We start from the raw sequence: 22,959 nt of genomic DNA on the forward strand, positions 1-22,959 counted from the left end.
GGCCGAGGTGCCTACCGTGTCGAGTGCAACACGGACAGAGCAGTTCAGGAAGGCTCCCCCATGGTCGACACCGCACCCGCACGCCCCACCTCGACGACCGAGGCCCCGAACGCCGACGCCACGGGCGACCCGGCAGCGGGCACCCCGACGGGCGGTACGGACACCGACGTCCGGATCGACACGACGCTGCTCGGGGAGCTCCTGCTCGGACGCTGGGCCGAGGACCGCCGCATCTCCCGGCGCCTGTCCCGCGATCCCGGGCTGCACAAGATCGAGGGGCAGCCGATCGCGGAGCACCGCGCGCGCGTCCTCGAGCAGCTGCGCGTGCTCGTCGACGCCGGCGCGATCCAGCGGCCGTACCCGACCGAGTTCGGCGGCCAGGAGAACCACGGCGGCAACCTCGCCGCGTTCGAGGAGCTGACGACGGCGGACCCGTCGCTGCAGATCAAGGCCGGCGTGCAGTGGGGGCTGTTCGGGTCCGCCGTGCACCACCTCGGCACCGAGCGCAACCACCGCGAGTTCCTGCCGGGCATCATCCGGTTCGACGTCCCCGGGTGCTTCGCGATGACCGAGACCGGGCACGGCTCGGACGTGCAGAGCATCGCGACGACGGCGACCTACGACCCGGACACGCAGGAGTTCGTCGTCCACACGCCGTTCCGCGGGGCCTGGAAGGACTACATCGGCAACGCGGCCCTGCACGGACGCGCGGCCGTGGTGTTCGCGAAGCTCGTGACGCAGGGCGTCGACCACGGCGTGCACGCGTTCTACGTGCCGCTCCGTGACGAGGACGGGGCGTTCCTGCCCGGCGTCGGCGGCGAGGACGACGGCGTGAAGGGCGGCCTGAACGGCATCGACAACGGTCGCCTCTGGTTCGACCACGTCCGGGTCCCCCGCACGAACCTGCTGAACCGGTACGGCGACGTCGCCGAGGACGGCACCTACAGCTCCCCGATCGCCTCGCCCGGTCGTCGCTTCTTCACGATGCTCGGCACGCTCGTGCAGGGCCGGGTCTCGCTCGACGGCGCCGCCGTGGTCGCACAGAAGATCGCGCTGCAGATCGCGCTGACCTACGCCGCCGAGCGTCGGCAGTTCCCGACCGGCGGCGGCGACGAGGGCGTGCTGCTCGACTACGGCCGCCACCAGCGCCGGCTGATCCCCCGGCTCGCGACGGTCTTCGCGCAGTCCTTCGCGCACGAGAAGCTCCTGCAGACCTTCGACGACGTCTTCAGCGGGCGCGAGGACACCCCACAGCGCCGTGAGGACCTGGAGACCCAGGCGGCCGCCTTCAAGGCGATGTCCACCTGGTCGGCGCTCGACACGCTGCAGGAGTGCCGCGAAGCCTGCGGCGGCGCGGGGTTCCTCGCCGAGAACCGGCTCACGGGCCTCCGCGCCGACCTCGACGTCTACGTCACCTTCGAGGGCGACAACACGATCCTGCTGCAGCTCGTCGGCAAGCGCCTGCTCACCGACTTCCGGGCGAAGGCCCCCCGGGACGCAGCCTCGACCGCCCGGTTCGTCGCCGCGCAGGCCGCCACGAGGCTCGCCGACGCGTCCGGCATCCGACGCCTCGGGCAGACGGTGGCCGACCGCGGCTCCCTGGCGGCCAGCGTCACGGACCTGCAGGACCCGCGCACGCAGCGCGCGCTGCTGGCCGGCCGTGTCGACACGATGGTGTCCGAGATCGGGGTGCGCCTCGCCTCCGCCGGCAAGGACCGGGCGCGTGCCGCGAAGCTGCTCAACCGCTCGCAGCACGAGCTCATCGAGGCCGCGAAGGCCCACGCCGAGCTCATGCAGTGGGACGCGTTCACCGACGCCATCGAGTCCGTCGCCTCCGGTGACACCCGGCGGGTGCTCGTGTGGCTGCGCGACCTCTTCGCGCTCGGGCTCCTGGAGCAGCACCTCGACTGGCACCTGGTGCACGGCCGCCTGTCCGCGCAGCGTGCCCGTGCGGTGTCGGCCTACGTGGACCGGCTGGTCGCCCGTCTCCGCCCGGTGGTCCCGCAGCTCGTCGAGTCGTTCGGGTACGCTCCCGAGCACGTCCGCGCACCGATCGCCCTCGGCGAGGAGCGGGCACGTCAGGAGGAGGCGGCAGCGTGGTTCGCCGCCGAGGCCGCTGCCGGACGCCTGCCGGAGCAGGAGAAGAAGCCTCGTCCGTGATCAACCTCTGAGGGTTGATGTCGGCGGAATCAACCTTGTAGGGTTGATGGCGGAGGTGCGATGTACGCGGTGACGGTGGACCAGGTGGGCAGTCGCTCGGACGACGACCGGGTGGAACAGGCCATCGACGTCGTCCGGACCGTGTCCGAGGGGCGCGTGGTGCTGCCGCCGGAGCGCACCGCCGGCGACGAGTTCCAGTTCCTGCTCGACGACGCGGGCACCCTGCTCGACATCGTCTTCGCCCTGGCGCGCACGGACGGGTGGAGCATCGGGATCGGCGTCGGCGACGTCGAGGAGCCGGTGCCGTCCTCGACGCGTGCGGCGCGCGGCGACGCCTTCGTGCAGGCGCGTGCGGCCGTCGACCGGGCCAAGGAGGCCCCCGAGCACCTGGCGCTCGAGGTCGCCCCGGGTCGCCGGCTCGGTACCGCCGACGTCGAACCCCTCGTCGCGCAGACCGTCCGCGCCCGGCAGCGCCGGTCCCGGGAGGGCTGGGAGCTCGCCGACCTGCTGCGCGCCGGCCACTCGCGGACCGAGGCTGCCCGGCTGCTCGGCGTGACCCCGCAGGCGGTCGCCAAGCGCTGGCTCGCCGCGGACCTGCGCTCCGACGACGCCGTGCACGCGGCGCTCACGCGGCTCCTGGCCGAAGCGGACTCCCCGGCATGACGCTCTGGCTGGTCGGAGCACTCGTGCTGCTCGCCGCGGCCGGGCTCAGCGCCGTGCACCGCGTCCCACCGCTCGCCCGTGCGGTCCCGGCGGTCGTGCTCGTCGCCGTCGTCCTCGCCGCCGAGCTCCTCGACGTGGTGCCGGCCGCCCCGTCGACCGCGCTGCACGTGCTCGGGACCACCGCGGTGGTCGCCCTCGGCGTCCTCGCGGGCAGCGCCGTCACCGGGACGGTGCTCGGCTTCGCGATGCGCGAGGGCGTCGAGCGGGGACAGCACGGCGGGATCCTCGTGTCGCGTGCCGACGAGCCCGCGGTCGTGCGACGCCGTCCGGAGGTGCTCCGGGGCGGGGCGGCGATCGGGGTCCTCGAACGCTTCGCGGTGATCGGCGCGGTGCTGGTGGGGCGGCTCGAGATCGTCGCGGCCGTCGTCGCGGTGAAGGGCCTCGGTCGCTTCTCGGAGCTCGACTCCGCCGAGGCGCGGGAACGCTTCATCGTCGGGACGCTCACGAGCACCTGCTGGGCCGGGCTCGCCGCCTGGACCGCGATCGGCCTGCCCGCCTGACGGCTCAGGCACAGGCAATGGCTCAGGCACCGACGTGCCCACGCCCGCAGCCCGCACCCGCCCGCGCACCCGCGAGCCCGGCGTGCTCAGCCCTGCTCGGGCGCCCGTCGCAGATCACCGAGCGCGGCCCGCAGGCGCGCCTCGGCGTCGTCGCTGCCCTCGGAGGCGGGGGCCGCAGCAGCAGCAGCCTCGGCGTTCGCCTCGATCACGGCGCGGACGACCTCCTCGCGCTGGATCTTGACCCCGCGCGGTGCGTCGATGCCGATCCGGACCCCGTCCCCGCGGCTGTCGAGGACCGTGATGACGACGTCGTCACCGATGAGGATCCGCTCCCCGACCTTCCGCGTGAGTACCAGCACCCCGTCAGCCTAGCGACACCACCGGCAGCCCCAGACGGTGCACGGACTCCGGCGTGGCGGTCTCCCGCGCGCCGATCGCGACCACGCCCGCGACGGGCACCCGACCGGCGACGGCGAGCACCACGGCCCGCGAGTCCTCGGTCTTCCGCCCGACGTCCACCACGACCCACACCTGGTCGGCTGCGAGCCCCTCGACCGTCGCCGCGTCGTCCCACGCCGACACGCCGAGCAGGGCGTACCCGTTCCGGACGCCCTCGGCTCGCGCGAGGATCCCGGACCGCCGGTCGGCGGCGTCGGTCGCGCGCAACCCGTACCGTCCGGCGAACACGCCGGCCGCCGCGTCGACGTCGCCCGGTCGTCCGACGAGCAGCACGAGGTCCCCGTCGGCCGAGCGCACCGCCGGGACCGGCAGCACCGGAGCGACGGTCGTCGGCGCGGACGTGGTGGCCACGCCGGGGAGCACGGTGACCACCGGGGCGACGGGAGCCGGTCCCGTGACCGGCAGCGTGCCTCCCGGACGGCCCGGGGCCTCGTCCGGTCCCGGCACGGTGAGCGACGTGACGTCCTGGAGGCGCGACCCGGCTCCGTCGACGGGTGTCGGGTCCGTACCGGCGCGGCCGGGGCGCGGGGCGCCGGCCGCGGTGGCGCCCGTCACGGCGGCGCCCGTCCCGGCGGGTCCCGCGCTGATGCCGTCCGCCGCGAAGCCGTCGAGCACGGAGGCGAACGCGTCCGCCCGCGTCGAGGCGGTGCCGTCACCGGCGGCGATGCGCGCCTCCGCGGCCTCCGCGTCGGCGAGGAGCGCGGCGATGCCGATCCGGGTCACGGGGCCGTCGGCGATGGCGACCCGTGCGGTCGGCGGGTCGAGCGGGTCGGGCACCTCGACGACGGCCTCGACGTGGGCGCGGCGGAAGAGCCCGCCGATGCCGGGGGTGGACACGCGCTCCGCCGAGACGATCCGTGCGCCGGCGCCGAACTCGGCACGGACGGCGTCGCGGACCGCCTCGAGCGTGGGGCCGCTACGCAGCGATCGGGTCGGCGGCACGGACCACCCCCACGGTCTCGATGGTGGAGCCCGCGGCCGTGGCCTCCTGGTAGGAGAGCACGGGCAGGCCGTTCGCCTGCGCGGACACCATGCGGTGCACGGCCGGCCGGAGCTGCGGAGCGCAGACGAGCACGGCGGACAGCCCCTGCTCCTCGACGCTGCGCACGGCGTCGCGGAGGGAACCGAGGACCTGCTCGATGCGGTGCGCGTCGAGCACGATCTGGGTGCCCTGCTCGGACGGTCGCAGCCCCTCGAGCATCGACTGCTCGAGCAGCGGGTCGATCATGATGACGCGGAGCGTGCCGGCCTCGGCGTGGCGTGCGGGCAGGGCCGGGCCGAGGGCGGCGCGCGCGGCCTCGACGAGCCCCTCGGGGTCGGTCGACACCTTCGCACGCAGGGTCAGCGCCTCGCAGATGCGCCCGAGGTCGTTGATCGGCACGCGCTCGGCGAGCAGGCCCTGGAGCACGCGCTGGACCTCGGCGAGGGACAGCATGCCGGGGACGAGCTCCTCGACCGCGGCGGGGTTCACCTGCTTGACACCGTCGGTGAGCACCTTGACGTCCTCGCGGGTGAGCAGTCGTGCGGCGTTGTCGCCGATCACGGCCTGCAGGTGCGTGACGAGCACGGACACGCGGTCGATGACGGTCGCGCCGGTCATCTCGGCGGCGTGCCGGAGCTCGGCGGGGACCCACTTGCCGGCGAGCCCGAACACCGGCTCGACCGTCGCGGTGCCCGGGAGCCCGTCGAGCTGGTCGCCCAGGGCGAGCACGCTGCGGGAGGGTGCGGTGCCCCGCCCGGCCTCGACGCCGGCGATGCGGATCGCGTAGGTCGACGGCGGCAGCTCGATGCTGTCCCGGGTCCGGACGGGCGGGACGACGATGCCCATGTCGACCGCGATCTTCCGGCGCAGCGCACGTACCCGACCGAGCAGGTCGTCGGAGGACCCGGACACCATGTCGACCAGGTCCGGGGCGAGCAGGATCTCGAGCGCGTGCACGCGCATCTGCTCGAGCAGGTCCTCCGGACTGTCCGACGACGGCGCCGCGGCCTCGAGCGCCTGCTGCTGCTCGACCGCTGCCGCCTGCTGCGCCGCCTGCCGCGAGAGCCGCCAACCGGCGAACAGCAGTCCGGCGCCGATGAGCAGGAACGGGATGACCGGCATGCCCGGGATGAAGCCCATCGCGATCGCGGCAGCACCGGCGATCATCAGCGCGTTCCGCGACTGCGTCAGCTGCGTGGTGGCCGAGGCGCCGATCTCGGTCTCCGCGCCCGACCGGGTGACGATCATGCCCGTGGACACCGCCATGAGCAGCGCGGGGATCTGCGAGACCAGGCCGTCGCCGATCGTGAGGATGCCGTACTTCGACAGCGCGTCGGTGACCGACAGCCCGTTCTGCAGCATGCCGATCGCGACCCCGCCGAGCATGTTGATGACGAGGATGAGGATGCCGGCGATCGCGTCGCCCTTGACGAACTTCGACGCGCCGTCCATCGCGCCGTAGAAGTCGGCCTCGGCGGAGACCGCCGCACGGCGCTCCTTCGCCTCGGCGTCCGTGATGAGCCCGGCGTTCAGGTCGGCGTCGATCGCCATCTGCTTGCCGGGCATGGCGTCGAGGGTGAACCGTGCACCGACCTCGGCGACGCGCTCGGCACCCTTCGTCACGACGACGAACTGGATGACGACGAGGATGAGGAAGACGACGGCGCCGATGATGATCGAGCCGGACACCGCGACGTGGCCGAACGCCTGGATGACGTCACCGGCGAAGCCCTCGCCGAGCACCAGGCGCGTCGAGGCGACGTTGAGCCCCAGCCGGAACAGCGTCGCGACGAGGAGCAGCGACGGGAACACCGAGAAGTCGAGCGGCTTCTTCACGAACAGCGTCGTGAGCAGGATCACCAGCGCCAGCAGGATGTTCAGGATGATGAGCACGTCGAGCAGGAACGACGGCACGGGCAGGATCAGCAGCAGGACGATGCCGACGATGAAGACCGGGACGGCGAGCTTGGGCAGGTCCTTGCGGTTCATGCGGGTGCCCCTTCGGTGGTGGACGGACGGGTGCGGAGGCGCCGTGGTCGGGCGTCGCCGCTGAGCGTGGTGGGGTCGAGGACGGTCGCGACCTCGTCGGCGGTGGTCGGCGTCGGCGCGGCGTGCGTCCCGGCTGCGGCACCGCGGGACTTGAGCGCCATGACGAACGAGAGCACCCGGGCGACCGGGGTGTAGAGGTCGACGGGGACCTCCTGCCCGAGCTCGCACGCGGCGTGCAGTGCCCGGGTCAGCGGGACGTCGCGGACGATCGGGACGCGGGACGCCTCGGCGGTGGACCGGATGACGTCGGCGACGGGCCCGGCGCCCTTCGCGACCACCCGGGGCGCGGACTTCCCCGGCTCGTAGCGCAGCGCGACCGCGTAGTGCGTGGGGTTGGTCATGACGACGTCGGCGTCCCCGACCGCGGCGATCATCCGGTTGCGGCTCATCGCGAGCTGGCGGGATCGACGCTGGCCCTTGACGAGCGGGTCGCCGTCGGTGCGCTTCGACTCGTCCTTGACCTCCTGCTTGGTCATCATCGTGCGCTTCCGGTTGCGGCGCACGACGACGAGGACGTCGACCGCGGCGAGCAGGAGCCCGGCGGCGACGGCGGCGCGGAGCAGGGTCCCGGTGCCCTCCTTCGCCGCGTCGAGGACGGACGACAGCGGCAGCGAACCGCTCGTCATGAGGACGGGCACGAGCGACTGCACGGCGAACCAGAGGACGAGCCCGACGACGGCGGTCTTGAGCAGCGCCTTCACGCCGTTCCAGAGTGCCTGCACGCCGAACACCCGCTTGACCCCGGCGACCGGGTCGAAGTGGTCGGGCTGCGGGGCCATCCGGCGGAAGTGCACGCCACCCTGCGCGACGGACACCGCGGCGACGGCGACCGCGACGACGGCGAGCATCGGGCCGACGGTCGCGGCGACGGACCCGAGCGCGTCGGCCAGTGCCTGCCGGACCGCCGGGATCGTCGGGTCGGCGATGACGTGCTGCACGGCACGGAGCTGCTGCTCCCCCGCCCCGGCGGCGTTGCCGATCGCGGCGGGCATGACCAGCGCCGCCGTCGCGATGCCCACCCAGGCACCGAGGTCCTGCGACCGGCCGAGCTGCCCCTTGCGGTGCACCTCCTGCATCCGCTTCTGGGTGGCCTTCTCGGAGCGTTCACCGCTCCCTCCGTCGGACACGTCGCCTCACCCCCGCCCGGTGATCGCGGCGACGGCGTCGCCGGTGAGCGACGACACGACGGCCGGCAGGGCCATGAAGAGCGCACCGGCGAAGATCACGGTGAGCCCGATCTTGATCGGGAAGCCCATCTGGAACGCGTTGAGCGCCGGTGCCACGCGGGTGAGGAGCCCGAGCCCGACGTCGGCCAGGAAGAGCACGACGACGAGCGGCCCCGCGATCTGCAGCGCCGCGAGGAACATCTGCGATGCGGCGTGCACCAGGACCGAGGCGAAGCCACCGATCGCGAAGGTGCCCGGGGACCCGTCCGCCGCGACCAGGGGCACCGCGTCGAAGGACCGGACGAGCCCGGCCACGATGAGCTGGTAGCCCCCGCTCGCGAAGAGCAGCGCGAGGGACGCCATCTGGAACAACCGGGTGAACTGTGCGCCGTTCACCTGGGACTGCGGGTCGTACGCCTGCGCCAGGGTGAAGCCGCCGAACAGGTCGATGAGCCCACCGGCCGACTGCACCGCGGCGAACACGAGGTACACGAGGAAGCCGAGCCCGAGGCCGACGAGCAGCTGGGTGAGCAGGGCGAGCAGGAACCCGCCGGTGTCGAGCGCGGTGTACCCGAGACCGACCCGCGGTGCGACGCCGATCGCCAGGCCGAGCCCGAGGATCACCTTCACCGTCCCGGGGAACGCCTTGTACGCGAACGGCGGCGCGATCACGAGGAAGGCGACGAGTCGGACCCCGGCGAGCATGGTGGCTTCGAGCTGGTCGGCGTCGATGGCGAGGTCCACGGCTACGTCCCGAGGAGCTTCGGGATCATGTCGAACGCGACGTGGGTGAACGCGATCATCTCGGCGATCATCCAGTTGCCGCAGACGACCAGCGCGATCGCGACGGCGACGGCCTTCGGCACGAACGAGAGCGTGACCTCCTGGATCTGCGTCACCGACTGGAAGAGCGAGATCGCGAAGCCGACGACGAGCGACGTCACGAGCACGGGGGCCGCGAGCTTGCCCGCGACCACGAGCGCCTGGAGGACCAGGTCGATGACCGCCTGCTGGTTCATCAGTGCACCACCTGGTAGCTCTCGATGAGGGACGTGATGATGAGCCCCCACCCGTCGACGAGGACGAACAGCAGGATCTTGAACGGCAGCGAGATCATCACCGGCGGCAGCATCATCATGCCCATCGACATGAGCGCGGCAGAGACGACCAGGTCGATGACGAGGAACGGGACGAAGATGACGAACCCGATGATGAAGGCGCTGCGGAGCTCGGAGATCACGAACGCCGGGATGACGGTCGTCATCGGCACGGCATCGAGGTCCTTCGGGTTCGCCTGACCGGCGGCCCGGGTGATGAGCGCGACGTCCTCCTCGCGCGTCTGGTGCAGCATGAACGTCCGCAGCGGCTTCGTGCCGACCTCGACCGCCTTCGCGAAGTCGATGTGCCCGGCGAGGTAGGGCTGCAGGGCGTCGTCGTTGATGTGGCCGAGCACCGGGGCCATCACGAACAGGGACAGGAAGAGCGCGAGCCCGGCGATCACCTGGTTCGGCGGGATGCCCTGCAGCCCGAGCGCGTTCCGGGTCATCGCGAGCACCACGAAGATCTTCGTGAACGACGTCATCATGAGCAGCAGCGCCGGCGCGACGCTGAGCAGCGTGATGCCGAGCAGCGTGACGATCGCCGACGACGGGGTGCCGTCAGGGCCGTTCACGCTGACGCTGAAGTCACCGCTCGCGGGCGCCGTCGGGGTGGCCGGCGCGGTCGGGCCGGTGACACCGGCGGCGTGCGCGCCGGTGGTGGTGAGGAGGACGAGCCCGGCGACCGTCGCCAGCCCGAGGACGACGAGGGTGGCGGTGCGGCCGGTCCGGAGCGCGGCCGTCACCCGGCCCGCCGGCCTCGGAGCGCGGCCGCGGCCTGCCGCCACGTGTCGGCGGAGAGCACGGACCCCTGGAGCTGCTGCGCGGTCGGCACGACGGCACGTGCGGGCCGGCGGGCGCTGCCGCGGGGCCGCATCGGGAGCGGCGCCGTGGAGCTCGACGCGGTACCCGTCGCGGTGCCCGACGCGGTGTCGGCCGGGAGGCCCGTGGTCGCGTGGTCCTGCCGCTCGAGTTCCGCACGGAACCGGTCGGCGGTCGTGGCCGGCGCCGGCGCGCGCGGCTCCGTGGGCAGGACGACCGGTCCGGTGACGATGGTGAGCTCCGGTGCAGGGGTCGGGCCGCTGCGGAGCAGCGAGACGCTCTGCTCGGACACGCCGAGCACGAGACGCTCCCCGTCGACGTCGACGACCACGACGCTCGCCTTGCCGCCGATCCCCTGGCGACCGACGACCTCGACCGCGGCGGAGCGACGTCCCCGCGCCTTCGTCGCGGCTCCGAGCCCGCCCTTCGTCGCACGGCGGTGCAGCACCCACATCAGGGCGAGCACCACGCCGAGCGACACGGCGACCCGGAGGGCCATCCAGAGGGTGTCCACGGCTCAGACCGTCTCGGCGACGTCGAGGATCTTCGTGATGCGGACCGCGTAGTCCTGGTCGACCACGACGACCTCGCCGTGGGCGATCAGCCGGCCGTTGAGCAGGACGTCGGCGGGGGCACCGGCACTGCGGTCGAGCTCGACCACGGCACCGGGCTCCATGCCGAGCACGTCGCGCACCGACATCCGGGTCCGGCCGATCTCGACCGTCAGGGTCATCTCCACGTTGTTGATGCGGCCGAGGTTCCCGGCGGGGACCGCGCCGGCGGCGACCGGAGCCGAGACCGTGCCGTTCTCGCGGACGCGCAGACCGAACCACCCGCCGGGGACCCCGCCCGCGGTGAGCTCGAACACGACCGTCTCCGGGTCCGCGAACAGCGACGCGGCCGACTCGCGGCGGGCGTCCCCGAGCACGCCGACGCCGAGCACGGAGGCCGCGGCCTCGAGCGACGGGCGCAGCACGTCGGTGACGTCGACCAGGCCGGCGTCCGCGCCGCCGGCGGCGACGACGGAACCGAGGTCGGTGAGGACCAGCGCGAGGTCCGCGGAGAGCCCGCCGACGAAGGACGCGACCACGCCGTCGACCGCCGCCTCGAGGACGACCGGGGTCGCGCCTCCCGGCAGGGGCAGGGCGGTCAGGGGTGCGGCCGTCGGGAGCTGCGCCGCGAGCGACTCGGCCGCGGTGGCGTGGAGGGTGGTGGTGGCGCTCATGCGTGCTGCTCCGGATCGGTGGTGGTGACGACGATGCCGGCCAGGCGCGAGCCGTTCGCGCCGACGGCGGCGGTGCCGACGGGTTCGCCGTCGACCGCGATGGTGAGGGGGCGGTGCTGCGGGTGCGGCAGCGGCAGGACGTCGCCGACGGCCAGCCGGAGCACCTGCGTGGGCAGCACGGCGGCGGGCGCGAAGTGCAGGCTGACGCCGACCGGGACGCTCGCGAGCTGGGCGTCGAGCAGGGCGCGGGCGTCGGCGGCCGAGACGCTCGTCGCGTCCTCCCCGAGCTGCGGCAGCACCGCCTCGGCGGGCAGCGCGAGCGTGCCGGGCGCGACCCGGTCGCCGACCCGGATCGAGAACGCGGCGACGATCATCAGGTCGCCCTTCTGCGCGGCCTGGGCGAACTGGCTGTTGAACTGGAACCCGCCGGTCGTGACCTCGTGCGCGAGGAGCCCGCCGAACGAGTAGCGGAGGTCGTCGAGGGCGTCCTCGACGATCTTCCGCACCAGGGCCTGCTCGATCGGCGTGAAGGTGCGCTCTGGGGTCGGCAGCGGCTTCGAGGCGCCGAGGGCGTGCGACACCCACGTGAGTGCGGCGTCGAGCGGGACCTGGAGCACACCCTTCGGTGCCGTGTCGGCGATCGGCAGCAGGACCATGCCGGTCAGCGCCGGCAGGGACGCGGCGTACTCGTCGTACGTCGTCATCGAGACCTGCTCGCAGGTGACCTGGCTGACCGCGCGCACCTTCGCGGTGAGCTGCGTGCCCCACTGCCGCGCGAACGTCTCGAAGGCGAGCTCGAGGACCCGTGCGTGCTCGCGGGCGAGCGTCGACGGGCGCGCGAAGTCGTACACCTCGGGCGCGGGCAGGGTCTCGGTCACGGGTGCGTCTGTCGGCCGACGACGGGCAGGCGTCAGCGCTGTGCCCCGTTCTGGGGCGCTGGGGGTCTAGCCCTGGCGTGCTCCGTCCTGTGCCGTCGCGAGGGCGGGCATCAGCTCGCTGACGTCCTGGTCCTCGTTCGACAGCACCACGATGTCGACCCGTCGGTTCAGCGTGTTGTCCGCATCGCTGGCGCCCTTGGCGAGCGGGCGGCTCGAGCCGAACCCGACGCTCTGCACGTGGTCCGCCGGCATCCCGCCGCGCTCGACCAGGTCGCGGAGCACCCCGGTGGCGCGGGCGGCACTGAGCTCCCAGTTGGTCGCGTAGGGGGCGGTGGAGTTCCGCTGGTCGGCGTGGCCCTCGACGCTGACGTCGTGCCCGCTGGTCCTCAGGACCGGGGCGATGGCGTCCATGATCCGGCGGGCCTGGTCGGACAGGTCGGCGCTGTTCGTCGCGAAGTAGGTCTCGCTGCCGACGAGTCGCACGGTCAGACCACGGTCGTCGACCGCGAACTGCACCTTCGACGACTCCCCCGCCTGGTCGAGGTTGCCCTGGATGGCCGCCTCGATCGCCTTGAGGTCGTCGAGCTCCCGCTGCGCCGCCGCCAGGTCGGCCTTCGTCGCCACGGGCGGCACCGCCGTCGACGCCGGGTCGACGTTCGTGTCGTCGGCGCCGGACGCGGCGGTCGAGTGGTCGGCGTCGGACTTGTCCGTCGCGTACCCCTTGCCGTCCTTCGTCACCTCGGACTTCGACACGATCGTGCCGGACGCGGTGTCGACCTTCTCGGACTTGACCTCGCCGAAGCCCGTCGCGAGCGAGTTCTTCAGCGCGATGTACTTCTCCTGGTCCACCGACGACATGGCGAAGAGCACGAGGAACATGCACATGAGCACCGTGATCATGTCCATGTACGACGCCATCCAGCGCTCGTCGGGGTGCTCGGCCTCGTCGTGGCCGCCCTTCTTCCGACCGCGCCCGCGCCCGCGGGGGTTCGCGCTCACGGTCAGGCCGCCAGCTGCTGGTCGTCGGCGGTGGCCTTCGCGGCCTTGCCGCCCTTGCCACCGGCACCGCGCGCGGCGGGCGGCACCATCGCGGTGAGGCGCTCACCGAGCAGTCGGGGCTGACTGCCGGCCTGCACCGCGAGCAGTCCCTCCATCAGCAGGGTCTGCCGGTCGGCCTCGAGCTGCGCGAGCTTGCGGAGCTTGCCGCCGAACGGCAGCCAGAGGAAGTTCGCGGTGAGCAGGCCCCAGAGCGTCGCGACGAACGCACTCGCGATGAGCGGGCCGAGCTCGTCGGGCTTGCCGAGGTTCGCCAGGACGTGGGTCAGCGAGACGACCGTGCCGATGATGCCGACCGTCGGGGCGAAGCCGCCCAGACCCATGAAGAACGCGCTGGCGCTCCGCATCGGTGCGGCGTTCGACTCGATCTCGTCCTCGAGCAGGATCCGGAGCTCGTCGCCGTCGGTGCCGTCCGCGATGTTCTGCAGGGCCTTCTTCATGAACGGGTCGTCGTGCTTGTCGGCCTCCTGCTCGAGCGCCAGCAGGCCGTTGGCCCGAGCGGTCTCGGCGAGCCCGACGACGTCGTCGATGACGGTCTGCGGCGGGGTCACCTTGCCGGTGAACGCCTTCGGGACGGTCTTGAACGCGGCGAGGGCGTCCTTCATGGTCGTGCTCGCGACGCCGCAGCCGATGGTGGCGACGAAGACGAGGAGCATCGGCGCGGGCAGGAAGAGGCCCGCCATCTCGACGTGCTCCATCTGCGCCATGCCGAACAGGGCGCCGAACGCGAGGAGGATCCCGACGATCGTTGCGATGTCCACGTCAGCGACCCCCGTCCCGGCGACTGGCGGCGACGAGCGGTGCGACCGGAGCGAGGGTGGGCTGCGGGCCGGTCGCGTTCGTCGCGGTGTCGGTGCCGTAGGCCATGCCGACGATCCGCGCACGGTAGGCGGCGACCAGGCCGATGACGTCGGCCATGGACTCGCGCACGATGTACTTGGCGCCGTCGACCATGATGAGCGTCGTGTCCGGCGTCTCCTGGATGCGCTCCACGAGGTCGGGGTTGACAGCGAATGCGCTGCCGTTGAGTCGTGTGACGACGATCATGGCCCGTCCTGGTTCTCGATCGTCCCGCCGCCGTCCGTGGGGCGGGATGCAGACCCGTCCGTGGGTGTGCAGCGGTGCCTATCGGCGGTCGGCCGAGCGGCGTTAGCGCGACGTCCACTGCGGGAAGACACCCGTCGCGCAACTTCTCATGGACGAGTTATTCCCGATCTGATCCTGCGAGAACGCCGGGATTCGTGCCCGTTTTTATCTCATGAGCGTGTTACCGTGACGTCCATGTCCGACACCACCACCGTCGTCACGCCCGCCGAGCCGGCCGGCACCTCGCCCGCCGCTCCGCTGCGCGAGGTCGGCGCCCTGATCCGGGGCGCCCGCAAGGGCCGCAGCATGACCCAGTCCCAGCTCGCCGAACGCGTCGGGACGAGCCAGAGCGCGATCAACCGCATCGAGCAGGGCGGCCAGAACCTGTCGCTCGAGATGCTGACGCGCATCAGCGACGCCCTCGACCAGCAGATCGTCTCCATCGGCGGTGCCCCGCAGCGCGCGCACCTGCGCGTGCAGGGCGGTCGGAAGCTCAGCGGCTCCATCGCGGTGAACTCGAGCAAGAACGCCGCGGTCGCACTGCTCTGCGCGTCGCTGCTGAACCGCGGTGTCACCCGTCTCCACAAGGTCGCCCGCATCGTCGAGGTCGACCGCATCATCGACGTGCTCCGCAGCCTCGGCGCGACCGTCACGTGGTCCGGGGACGGCGAGGTGCTCGAGATCGTCGCACCGTCGGACCTGCACCTCGACGCGATCGACGCCGACGCGGCGCGGCGCACCCGCAGCGTGCTCATGTTCCTCGGTCCGCTCAGCGGCCGCTACGGCTCGTTCCGTCTGCCCTACGCCGGCGGCTGTGACCTCGGGACCCGCACGGTGGAGCCGCACCTCATCGCGCTCCGCCCGTTCGGGGTCGACGTCGAGGCGACCTCCGGGTGGTACGAGGTGGACGTGGCGAACACCGAGGTGCCCACGAAGTCCGTCGTGCTGACCGAGCGCGGCGACACCGTCACCGAGAACGCGATCCTCGCCGCCGCCGCTCGTGACGGCGTGACGACGATCCGGAACGCCAGCCCGAACTACATGGTGCAGGACCTCTGCTTCTTCCTCGAGCTCCTCGGGGTGCAGGTCGAGGGCATCGGCTCGACGACGCTCCGCATCACCGGGAAGAGCCGGATCGACGAGGTCGTCGACTACTGGCCGAGCGAGGACCCGGTCGAGGCGATGAGCCTGCTGACCGCCGGCATCGTCACCGAGTCCACCCTCACGGTGACCCGTGCGCCGATCGAGTTCCTCGAGATCGAGCTCGCGACCCTGGCCGAGATGGGCCTGCGCTTCAACGTCAGCGAGGAGTACGCCGCCGCGAACGGTCGGACCCGCCTCGTGGACATCACGGTGCACCCGTCCGAGCTGCACGCACCGATCGACAAGATCCACGCGATGCCGTTCCCCGGCCTGAACATCGACAACCTGCCGTTCTTCGTCGTCATCGCCGCGATGGCCGAGGGCACCACGCTCGTGCACGACTGGGTGTACGAAGGTCGGGCGATCCACCTGCTCGACCTGACCCGCCTCGGTGCGAGCGTGACCCTGCGCGACCCGCACCGCCTCGACGTCACCGGTCCGACGCACTTCTCGGGTGCCGAGGTCAGCTGCCCGCCGGCACTGCGACCCGCCGTCGTCATCCTGCTGGCGATGCTCGCGGCGAAGGGTGAGAGCGTCCTGCGCAACGTGGGCATCATCGCCCGTGGGTACGAGCAGCTGCAGGAGCGCCTCAACTCGCTCGGTGCGTCCATCGAGACGTTCCACGACTGAGCCCACAGCGCCACCTCGGCGACCCCTCCGGTCACCGCACCCGACGGCCCGTCCCCGCAAGTGGGGACGGGCCGTCACCCGTCGCGGAGAACGCACCGGAGCCTCCAGGGCGTCTGCCAGACGGAACGGACCCGCGATCCAGACGCCAGGTGCTGCATGGGGACATGGCCACGAGATTGCTCCTGACCGTCCCCCTCGTCCTCACCGTGGCGGCCGCGACCGTCGCATGGGTCGCACTCGGCCCGGCAGCCGCTCTGGCCTTCGGTGCGCTCGCCCTGCTCGAGATCGCCATGGCCGCCGACTCGTCGGTCCCGATGGCGGGCATCGCAGGGCGCCTGCACTCCCCGGCGCGACGGCTCTTCCTGTCGATCGGCATCGTCGCCGGTGTGCTCGCGATGCGCCTGGTCCTGCCACCTGCGGCCGTCGCCGTCGGCGGAGCGACGGACCCCGCGTCAGCCGTCGACGAGGCCGTCTTCGCCCCGGGGTCCTTCTCGGCACACCTCGCCGAGGTCCGGCCCGCGCTGGCCGCCTTCGGCGCAGCCTTCATCTGGTCGGTGTTCGCCGAGTACCTGTTCAACACCGACCGCCTGTCACGGCGGTCCTGGCTGGGCGCTCTGGAGGCACGGCTCGCCCGGGTCGCGCGGCCGCGCGCCTGGTCCGTGGTCACCGCTGCGACCGGTGTGCTCGTCACGACCGTCCTGGTCGGGCGGCACGACGCGTGGACCCCTGACGCGGTGCTGCCGGTCGCCGTCGGTGGCGCGGCCGGCGTCGGCGCGTACCTCGTGTCCAAGCGGATCGCGCGGTGGGCGCTGCGCGGCGTGGACGGCACGGACACCGGGTCGGTCGGGACGCGCGGCGCGTGGCGCGTCCACGCCTACGCCTACGCCTCGACGGTGGTCTTCGAGCGCGGCCTCGTGGTCTTCATGCTGTTCGAGATCCTGGACGGCGTGTACAGCCTGTCGGGATCGGGTCTGCTCGGTGCCGACGGACTCGGTGCGCTCGAGCAGGCCGCACTCGCGGTCGCTGCCATCGCCGTCGGCGCAGTCTTCCTCGCCCGGACGACCTCGCACCTGGACCAGGCGGCGACGCTCAAGCGCCTCCGGTACCTGAAGGCAGGGGCCGCGTACGTCCTGGGGGTCCTCGCGGTCCTCCTCTGGACCAGCCTGCTCGTCCCGGTCCCCGGGACGGTCGTGGCCTGGTTCGGCACCGTCGTGATCGGTCTCGCGCTGGCCAGCTCGCTGCCGTGGCGGGCGTGGGCACGACGGTTCCGCCGGCGGACGCTGGCCGGCTGACGCGATCGCACTCCGTGGCGCCCTGCGTGCACGCTCAGCGCGGGTGCCCGGTGTCCGGGGCGCACTGACGGTTCCGGTCAGCATGCTGAGCGGCATGAGCGCACCCCTGGACCCGCGGACGGGTCGGTCCCGCCGCTACCGTCACCGCCTCGTGCTGATGGTCGCGGTCGGCGTCGTCGTCGCGGTCGTCACGGCGCTGACCGCCGGGCCCCGCTGGGCTGCCTCGGTCGGCTGGGCCGCCGCGTGTGCCGTCTACGTCGTCACCGCGTTCCCGCTGCTCCGCGCCGACGCCGACCGCACGGCGCGGTGGGCTGCTCGCGAGGATCCGCAGCGGACGACGTCGGACCTGCTGCTCGTCGGTGCCTCCGGAGCGAGCGTCGTCGCGATCCTCGTCGTGCTGAGCACCGCACGCGGGCTGCACGGTACGGCGCAGGACCTGGCCGCCGCCCTCGGTGTCGTGAGCGTCCTGCTGTCCTGGCTGCTCGTGCAGACGCTCTTCACGCTGCGGTACGCCGAGCTCTACTACAGCGGGACGCCCGGCGGGGTGGACTTCAACCAGCCGGAACCACCGCGGTACACGGACTTCGCGTACTTCGCCGTCACGGTCGGCATGACCTACCAGGTGTCGGACACCACGATCACGTCGAGCACCATCCGAGCGACCACCCTGCGACACGCGCTCCTGTCGTTCTTCTTCGGCACGGTGGTCATCGCCAGCGTGATCAACCTGGTCGCGGGGCTGGGGAGCTGAGTCGGGCTCCCAGGGTGCATCCGTCCCCACGAGCGGTTCAGGGGATCGGCACCGGCGCCCAGGACACGAAGAACTGCAGCCGGAAGGTGAGTGTCGTGTCCGACGGGCGGAACCGGGAGCTCAACGCCGCGGACGTCCCTTCCGGCACCGGCACGTCGGTGCTCGCGCCCAGCCGCTCGCTCGTCTCCGTCGGATCGATCGACGGGACCGAGTCCACCGCCTCCTGCAACTCGTCCGCACCGCCGGTCGGCAGGCCGGCAGCGCCGAGTGCGTCCCGGTACGCCGCGACACCCGCCTCCGCACCCGACGTCTTCGATCCCTCGACCTGCAGGACGAACGACCGACCGGCTGGTGTGATGACGTCTCCGGAGGAGTCCGTGAGTCCGTCCGGGTGGTCGTCGACGGTGACGATGACCTCGCCGACCGACAGGTCCACGACCCGGTCGCCCGGCAGGACGAACCGAGCGGGCCGGTCCTCGGCGGAGCTGTAGGCGGCGACCGCGTTGCGCAACGTCGCGGCACCGTCCGTGTCGACACCGAAGGCCTCGACGCTCGGGGGTCCGGTGAGGTCCCAGACCTCCACGCCGTCCTCGAGGTGCACGGCAGTCGGAGCCGGGCCGCGGTGCTGGACGTCCGGAGCGTTCCGGTCCGGAGCGGACGAGGAGCCGCGCACGCCGCTGTGCGGCTGACCGACGCAGCCGGCCAGCAGGACGACGGCTGCGGTGGCCACGAGCGCGGCGCCGATCCGTCGGCGGCGTGCCCGACTCATCGTGCTCCGTGCGTCAACGACGCCGATCCGATCCCCCACACCGGAGCAGGCTAGCCGCTCCCGACGAGAAGGGGCCGGGCAGGACGAATCAGGCTCACAGGTACCGACGGACATCCGACGCGAAGCGCGGCACGCCAGCGCGGCGGAGATCTTCCAGCACGTCGTCGATCGTGAGCGGTGGGTCGTCGTAGTCCTCGGTCAACTCGAGCAGGACCCTCGTCACGACGCCGGGGAACAGGTCGAGCTGGTCGAGCAGGAAGTCGTCCGGGTGCACGACCTCGACGTCGAAAGGCGCGAGGGAGGCCTCGGGGAAGTCGCGGACGTTGAATGTCACGAGTACGTCGGCCTTCGCGCGGACGGCGGCAGCCAGGACGTGGCGGTCCTTCGGATCGCACGTCATCGCCGCTGTGAGTGCTTCGTACCCGGTCACCGTCGCGTCCGGGAAGAACCGCTGCATGGCACTGATCCGGCTACCGATCCGCGACGGGTCGACGCCTGCGCCGACGACGTTCCTCCGAACCTCCTCGAGGACCTCGTGGGACCACAGCGCTCGAAACGCCCCCGCGTCCGCGAGGCGGAGCACCAGGTCGGTCAGCCGGATGCCGTAGAGGGTGCACGCGTCGAAGAAGGCGGGGAACGCCATCGGTCACGCTCCGGCTGAGGCCGCTTGCTGTCGCTCCAGCGCTTGCGTCCCGCGAGCCATCTCCCTGAGAGCAGCCCGTCGGCTGACGCGGAACTCCTCCTGAAACGTCACGACGTCGCGGAGGAGGACCCTGCGATGACGACCGCGCTTGTCGAAGGGGATCGTGCCGTCCTCGAGGTACTTGATCAACGTCGGCCTCGAGACGCCGAGGAAGTCGGCAGCCTGCTGCGTGGTCATCTGCATGTCGTTGGGGGCGACCGTGACACCGCTCCCGTTGGCGAGAGCGTCCGCGACCTGCTCGAGGATAGCGAAGAGCTCCTCCGGGATCGGGCGTTCCGATCCGTCGGGAGCACGCAACGCAGCGCCCTTGTGCGGCTCCGCCGAACGCTCGTGGAGGAGCCGCGCGAAGTCCACGAGGTCATCCCTCGAGTCATCGGTCGGCAGGTACGTTCGGGCTCCGGCGTTCCGGGTGCGGGGTGAGGTCGAGATCGCCATGGACCGATCGTATCCGCAAGATCCGAAAGGGTGCAGATCGAGGCGGTGATCGGTGAACGCTGACCAACCGGCCACAGGACGCGGATCGGGAAGGACTCGCAGTACCCGCGGCGTTGACTGACGCGTCCGACGAACCGCGAGGAGACACGTGCTCGGTCCAGAACTGGTGGTGGCCCTCGGGCTCGCCATCGCCGTGACGGCTGCCGTCGCCGACCGGATCAGGATCGCGCCGCCAGTGCTCCTGCTCGTCATCGGCGCGCTGCTCGCGTTCGTCCCCACCTTCGGACGGGTCGAGCTGCCCGCCGACGCGGTGCTGCTGCTGTTCCTCCCCGCGCTGCTCTACTGGGAGAGCCTGACCACCTCGCTCCGTGAGATCCGGAAGAACCTGCGCGGCATCGTCCTCATGGGCACGCTGCTCGTCGTGGTGACCGCCGGTGTCGTCGCCACGCTCCTGCACCTGCTCGGCATGCCGTGGGGTCCGGCCTGGGTGCTCGGCGCCGCGGTCGCACCCACCGACGCCACTGCCGTGGGGGTGCTCACGAAGATGCTGCCCCGCCGCAACGTCACGGTGCTGCGTGCGGAGAGCCTCGTCAACGACGGCACGACCCTGGTGGTCTACGGCATCGCGGTCGCCGTCACCGTCGGCACCCAGGAGCTCACGTTCTGGAACGTCTCCGGCATGCTCGTGCTGTCGTACGTCGGCGGGGTCGCGGCGGGGCTGCTCGCCGCATGGCTCGGCTCGCTCGTCCTCCGACGGGTGGACACGGTCGTGCTCGAGAACCTCGTGACGCTGCTCGTGCCGTTCGCGGCCTTCCTCGGTGCCGAGGCGATCGGCGCGTCCGGGGTGCTCGCCGTCGTCGCCGCGGGCATCGTCGTGAGCCAGGTGGCGCCGAAGCTCGACCGGGCGGAGACCCGGCAGCAGGTCCGTGCGTTCTGGTCCTTCCTCACGTACTTGCTGAACGGTGCGCTGTTCGTGCTCGTCGGCATCGAGGCGATGGTCGCCGCCCGCGCTCTCGACGCCCGTGAGCTCTGGACCGGGGTCGGCCTCGTGCTCGCGGTCTCCGTGGTGCTCGTGCTCGTCCGCTTCGCCTTCGAGGGCACGATCGGCGGCACGGTCTGGCTCGTCACCCGGCGGTTCGGCGGCGAGCCCCGCGAGGGCCGGCGCGACCGGCTCGTGAGCGGCTTCGCCGGCTTCCGCGGAGCGGTCTCCCTGGCGATGGCCGTCGCTGTCCCGCGCACGCTCGAGTCGGGCGGCGCCTTCCCCGACCGCGACCTCATCGTCTTCGTGACCGCCGGCGTCGTCGTCGTGACCATCGTCGGCCAGGCCCTCGTGCTCCCCGCCGTCCTGCGTCGCGCGGCGCTCCCCGAGGACGAGTCCGTCGGCGAGGAGCGCCGGTACGCAGAGCGGACCGCGGTCGAGGAGGCCCTCGACGCACTCCCCCGCCTGGCACGCAAGGCCGGAGCCGACCGGGCGACGGTGGACCGTGTCCGGCGCGACCTCGAAGCCCACCTCGACGTCATTCAGGCTCGCGAGGAGGAGGACGAGGACCACCCGACCCTGCAACGCCACGACGCGACGGTCGCGCTCGAGCTCGCCCTGGTGCGGCACAAGGCCGCCACCCTGCTGCGGCTGCGGGACGACGACGAGATCGACGACGTGGTGCTCCGGCAGGTCCGCGCGGGCTACGACGCCGAGGAGGCGCGGCTGGAGGGGTCGACGCCGGCCTGAGTCCGCCCTGGGATTACTTCCGTCACCGCCGACGAGCGCAACGACGAAGCGCCCGAGTCAGCTTCCGTAGTGACGCACCGTCGCCCGGATCGCCTCCGCGTGCTCGTAGATGCCGTCCATGCCGTCGATGGCGTGCTTGGTCTCCACCTTGTCTTCGTCGAAGAGCCCGAGGTACTTCTGCTTCTTGCCGTTGAACCAGAGGCGCGCAATCGGCTTGCGGTTGTTGTCGTCCAGGAGCACGGCGAAGTACGACTTCTGGTCCCGATGCGCGATGCGATCAGGCTTGACCTCGCTGCAGGCGATCGCCTTCACGATCTGGTACCCCTCGAGCTCCTCGAGCGTGGTCTCGATCTCCGTGTCGCGATCGAGGTCGTCCTCTGCAACGGCCGCACTCGTCATCGCAGCAACCGGCGCCTCAGGTTGGAGCGGCGCACTGTAGGACGCGCCGAGAGCGGTCTTCAGGCGGTCGTTCACCTGCTCGTTGAGGAACTGCTTCGAGGCCTTCGAAACGAGGGAGGTGAACTGCGTTCGCGCTTCCTGCGTGAACCGCCCCTCGTACACACGTGAGGTGAAGAGGCGAACGAAGTCCTCGTCGGGCTCTCGGAACTGACCGGCGATCGCCCGCTTGATCGAGCCGACGTACTTCAGCTCCTCCGCCGCGCTGATGACCGAATCGAGATCGAAGACGTCCTTCGTCAGCTTGCGCAGTTCCGGCAGGAGTGTTTCATCGATGTCCGCGAGATCGAGCACGAGGAAGGGACGATCGTCCATCTTGTTGGGTGCGTCGAGGTCGGTGAAGAAGTTGTAGACCTCCCCGTTCGTCAGGACAGCGATCCGCGCATTGGTGACGGAGAAGTAGCGGAACAGTTGCGAAGCGTGCTCGATCCTCAGTGGTTCAGTCGACTTCTTGCACTCAATGAGGATCTGCACCTCACCGTCGCGCATGATCGCGTAGTCGACCTTCTCACCACGCTTCACTCCGACATCGGCCGTGAACTCGGGTACCACCTCGAGCGGGTTGAACACGTCGTAACCGAGGATGGTCGAGATGAACGGCATCACGAACGCGTTCTTCGTCGCTTCCTCGGTCTGGATGGCTTCTCGCTGGTTCTGCACCTTGGTCGCGAGCGCTGCAAGACGTTCTTCGAACTCCACTGTTCCTCCTCGGTCGATCTCAGCGTAATTGAGCAATCGTCCTTCGAGTGGACCGCCGGTCCCCCTGTCCTGGGGACAAGTAACGGGCAGATATGACGACCGAGGACCGGAGATCAGCACCGCGCTTCCGGCGCCGTCTCCAAGCCGCC

General features: G+C 71.7%; 24 protein-coding genes. 7 read left to right on the forward strand and 17 right to left on the reverse strand.

Annotated elements, in window-relative coordinates; translation table 11 throughout:
• Nucleotides 1-60 precede the first annotated feature (60 nt).
• From ACIPEQ_RS02225 to ACIPEQ_RS02235, 3 genes are all read left to right on the forward strand, one after another.
• Nucleotides 61-2,160 (forward strand): acyl-CoA dehydrogenase, encoded by a 2,100-nt coding sequence (locus ACIPEQ_RS02225; RefSeq protein ID WP_402713787.1) that lies wholly within the window; start codon nt 61-63, stop codon nt 2,158-2,160.
• Nucleotides 2,161-2,229: 69 nt separating this feature from the next.
• Nucleotides 2,230-2,823: a DNA-binding protein gene (locus tag ACIPEQ_RS02230; RefSeq protein WP_402713788.1), complete on the forward strand. Its 594-nt coding sequence runs from the start codon at nt 2,230-2,232 to the stop codon at nt 2,821-2,823.
• Complete coding sequence (locus ACIPEQ_RS02235) at nt 2,820-3,383, forward strand: hypothetical protein (RefSeq protein ID WP_402713789.1); 564 nt, start codon at nt 2,820-2,822, stop codon at nt 3,381-3,383. Before ACIPEQ_RS02230 ends, ACIPEQ_RS02235 begins: the two co-directional genes overlap by 4 nt.
• 86 nt (nt 3,384-3,469) lie before the next feature.
• Here ACIPEQ_RS02235 and csrA read toward each other — a convergent pair whose 3' ends face one another.
• From csrA to ACIPEQ_RS02300, 13 genes are all read right to left on the reverse strand, one after another.
• Nucleotides 3,470-3,742 (reverse strand): carbon storage regulator CsrA, encoded by a 273-nt coding sequence (gene csrA / locus ACIPEQ_RS02240; RefSeq protein ID WP_402713791.1) that lies wholly within the window; start codon nt 3,740-3,742, stop codon nt 3,470-3,472.
• A 4-nt stretch (nt 3,743-3,746) separates the two neighbouring features.
• On the reverse strand, nt 3,747-4,784 hold the full coding sequence (locus ACIPEQ_RS02245; RefSeq protein ID WP_402713793.1) for a hypothetical protein: 1,038 nt from the start codon (nt 4,782-4,784) through the stop codon (nt 3,747-3,749).
• Entirely contained in the window at nt 4,759-6,813 is a 2,055-nt protein-coding gene (locus ACIPEQ_RS02250) for a flagellar biosynthesis protein FlhA (RefSeq protein ID WP_402713795.1), read from the reverse strand. Before ACIPEQ_RS02250 ends, ACIPEQ_RS02245 begins: the two co-directional genes overlap by 26 nt.
• Complete coding sequence (locus ACIPEQ_RS02255) at nt 6,810-8,000, reverse strand: flagellar biosynthesis protein FlhB (RefSeq protein WP_402713797.1); 1,191 nt, start codon at nt 7,998-8,000, stop codon at nt 6,810-6,812. The genes ACIPEQ_RS02250 and ACIPEQ_RS02255 overlap by 4 nt, the downstream gene beginning before the upstream one ends.
• Before the next feature lie 6 nt (nt 8,001-8,006).
• A complete protein-coding gene (locus ACIPEQ_RS02260; RefSeq protein ID WP_402713799.1) occupies nt 8,007-8,783 on the reverse strand; it encodes a flagellar biosynthetic protein FliR in 777 nt (258 codons plus the stop codon).
• A gap of 2 nt (nt 8,784-8,785) precedes the next feature.
• Nucleotides 8,786-9,058: a flagellar biosynthetic protein FliQ gene (locus ACIPEQ_RS02265; protein ID WP_354027170.1), complete on the reverse strand. Its 273-nt coding sequence runs from the start codon at nt 9,056-9,058 to the stop codon at nt 8,786-8,788.
• Nucleotides 9,058-9,882 carry a flagellar type III secretion system pore protein FliP gene (fliP, locus tag ACIPEQ_RS02270; RefSeq protein ID WP_209677058.1) on the reverse strand — a complete coding sequence of 275 codons (825 nt, stop codon included), beginning with the start codon at nt 9,880-9,882 and terminating at the stop codon, nt 9,058-9,060. The genes ACIPEQ_RS02265 and fliP overlap by 1 nt, the downstream gene beginning before the upstream one ends.
• A complete protein-coding gene (locus ACIPEQ_RS02275) occupies nt 9,879-10,472 on the reverse strand; it encodes a FliO/MopB family protein (RefSeq protein WP_402713801.1) in 594 nt (197 codons plus the stop codon). The genes fliP and ACIPEQ_RS02275 overlap by 4 nt, the downstream gene beginning before the upstream one ends.
• A gap of 3 nt (nt 10,473-10,475) precedes the next feature.
• Nucleotides 10,476-11,183, reverse strand: a complete 708-nt coding sequence (gene fliN, locus ACIPEQ_RS02280; protein ID WP_126891868.1) for a flagellar motor switch protein FliN — start codon at nt 11,181-11,183, stop codon at nt 10,476-10,478.
• Nucleotides 11,180-12,061 (reverse strand): flagellar motor switch protein FliM, encoded by an 882-nt coding sequence (locus ACIPEQ_RS02285; protein WP_402713803.1) that lies wholly within the window; start codon nt 12,059-12,061, stop codon nt 11,180-11,182. The genes fliN and ACIPEQ_RS02285 overlap by 4 nt, the downstream gene beginning before the upstream one ends.
• 66 nt (nt 12,062-12,127) lie before the next feature.
• Nucleotides 12,128-13,060: a flagellar motor protein MotB gene (locus ACIPEQ_RS02290; protein ID WP_402713804.1), complete on the reverse strand. Its 933-nt coding sequence runs from the start codon at nt 13,058-13,060 to the stop codon at nt 12,128-12,130.
• A 2-nt stretch (nt 13,061-13,062) separates the two neighbouring features.
• Nucleotides 13,063-13,878, reverse strand: a complete 816-nt coding sequence (locus ACIPEQ_RS02295) for a motility protein A (RefSeq protein WP_250366880.1) — start codon at nt 13,876-13,878, stop codon at nt 13,063-13,065.
• Nucleotide 13,879: 1 nt separating this feature from the next.
• Nucleotides 13,880-14,164 (reverse strand): flagellar FlbD family protein, encoded by a 285-nt coding sequence (locus ACIPEQ_RS02300; protein ID WP_126891864.1) that lies wholly within the window; start codon nt 14,162-14,164, stop codon nt 13,880-13,882.
• Between the two features lie 234 nt (nt 14,165-14,398).
• Between ACIPEQ_RS02300 and ACIPEQ_RS02305 the strand changes: the two genes are divergently transcribed.
• The 3 genes from ACIPEQ_RS02305 to ACIPEQ_RS02315 all read left to right on the forward strand — a co-directional run bounded on the left by ACIPEQ_RS02305 (nt 14,399) and on the right by ACIPEQ_RS02315 (nt 18,019).
• Nucleotides 14,399-15,976: a helix-turn-helix domain-containing protein gene (locus ACIPEQ_RS02305; protein WP_402713806.1), complete on the forward strand. Its 1,578-nt coding sequence runs from the start codon at nt 14,399-14,401 to the stop codon at nt 15,974-15,976.
• 164 nt (nt 15,977-16,140) lie between these two features.
• Nucleotides 16,141-17,268, forward strand: coding sequence for a DUF475 domain-containing protein (locus tag ACIPEQ_RS02310; protein ID WP_402713807.1), 1,128 nt, complete (start codon nt 16,141-16,143; stop codon nt 17,266-17,268).
• A 94-nt stretch (nt 17,269-17,362) separates the two neighbouring features.
• Nucleotides 17,363-18,019 carry a DUF1345 domain-containing protein gene (locus ACIPEQ_RS02315; RefSeq protein WP_402713809.1) on the forward strand — a complete coding sequence of 219 codons (657 nt, stop codon included), beginning with the start codon at nt 17,363-17,365 and terminating at the stop codon, nt 18,017-18,019.
• Between the two features lie 37 nt (nt 18,020-18,056).
• Here ACIPEQ_RS02315 and ACIPEQ_RS02320 read toward each other — a convergent pair whose 3' ends face one another.
• The 3 genes from ACIPEQ_RS02320 to ACIPEQ_RS02330 form a co-directional block, all read right to left on the reverse strand.
• A complete protein-coding gene (locus ACIPEQ_RS02320; protein ID WP_402713811.1) occupies nt 18,057-18,788 on the reverse strand; it encodes a hypothetical protein in 732 nt (243 codons plus the stop codon).
• Nucleotides 18,789-18,882: 94 nt separating this feature from the next.
• Entirely contained in the window at nt 18,883-19,431 is a 549-nt protein-coding gene (locus ACIPEQ_RS02325; protein ID WP_402713813.1) for a PIN domain-containing protein, read from the reverse strand.
• A 3-nt stretch (nt 19,432-19,434) separates the two neighbouring features.
• A complete protein-coding gene (locus ACIPEQ_RS02330; RefSeq protein ID WP_250366873.1) occupies nt 19,435-19,926 on the reverse strand; it encodes a helix-turn-helix domain-containing protein in 492 nt (163 codons plus the stop codon).
• A gap of 148 nt (nt 19,927-20,074) precedes the next feature.
• Here ACIPEQ_RS02330 and ACIPEQ_RS02335 point away from each other — a divergent pair, with 148 nt between their 5' ends.
• On the forward strand, nt 20,075-21,655 hold the full coding sequence (locus ACIPEQ_RS02335; protein WP_402713816.1) for a Na+/H+ antiporter: 1,581 nt from the start codon (nt 20,075-20,077) through the stop codon (nt 21,653-21,655).
• Between the two features lie 57 nt (nt 21,656-21,712).
• Here ACIPEQ_RS02335 and ACIPEQ_RS02340 read toward each other — a convergent pair whose 3' ends face one another.
• Nucleotides 21,713-22,810 (reverse strand): type I restriction endonuclease, encoded by a 1,098-nt coding sequence (locus ACIPEQ_RS02340; protein ID WP_402713817.1) that lies wholly within the window; start codon nt 22,808-22,810, stop codon nt 21,713-21,715.
• Nucleotides 22,811-22,959 lie beyond the last annotated feature (149 nt).

The sequence above is a fragment of the Curtobacterium sp. NPDC087080 genome (genome assembly GCF_044745105.1).
Lineage (GTDB): Bacteria > Actinomycetota > Actinomycetes > Actinomycetales > Microbacteriaceae > Curtobacterium.

What these genes read in the sequence shown, in the direction of transcription:
- ACIPEQ_RS02225 (WP_402713787.1), top strand. Translation starts at nt 61, where the DNA reads ATGGTCGACACCGCACCCGCACGCCCCACCTCGACGACCGAGGCCCCG.
- ACIPEQ_RS02235 (WP_402713789.1), top strand. Translation starts at nt 2,820, where the DNA reads ATGACGCTCTGGCTGGTCGGAGCACTCGTGCTGCTCGCCGCGGCCGGG.
- ACIPEQ_RS02250 (WP_402713795.1), bottom strand. Translation starts at nt 6,813, where the DNA reads ATGAACCGCAAGGACCTGCCCAAGCTCGCCGTCCCGGTCTTCATCGTC.
- ACIPEQ_RS02265 (WP_354027170.1), bottom strand. Translation starts at nt 9,058, where the DNA reads ATGAACCAGCAGGCGGTCATCGACCTGGTCCTCCAGGCGCTCGTGGTC.
- fliN (WP_126891868.1), bottom strand. Translation starts at nt 11,183, where the DNA reads ATGAGCGCCACCACCACCCTCCACGCCACCGCGGCCGAGTCGCTCGCG.
- ACIPEQ_RS02300 (WP_126891864.1), bottom strand. Translation starts at nt 14,164, where the DNA reads ATGATCGTCGTCACACGACTCAACGGCAGCGCATTCGCTGTCAACCCC.
- ACIPEQ_RS02305 (WP_402713806.1), top strand. Translation starts at nt 14,399, where the DNA reads ATGTCCGACACCACCACCGTCGTCACGCCCGCCGAGCCGGCCGGCACC.
- ACIPEQ_RS02310 (WP_402713807.1), top strand. Translation starts at nt 16,141, where the DNA reads ATGGCCACGAGATTGCTCCTGACCGTCCCCCTCGTCCTCACCGTGGCG.
- ACIPEQ_RS02315 (WP_402713809.1), top strand. Translation starts at nt 17,363, where the DNA reads ATGAGCGCACCCCTGGACCCGCGGACGGGTCGGTCCCGCCGCTACCGT.
- ACIPEQ_RS02320 (WP_402713811.1), bottom strand. Translation starts at nt 18,788, where the DNA reads ATGAGTCGGGCACGCCGCCGACGGATCGGCGCCGCGCTCGTGGCCACC.
- ACIPEQ_RS02325 (WP_402713813.1), bottom strand. Translation starts at nt 19,431, where the DNA reads ATGGCGTTCCCCGCCTTCTTCGACGCGTGCACCCTCTACGGCATCCGG.
- ACIPEQ_RS02330 (WP_250366873.1), bottom strand. Translation starts at nt 19,926, where the DNA reads ATGGCGATCTCGACCTCACCCCGCACCCGGAACGCCGGAGCCCGAACG.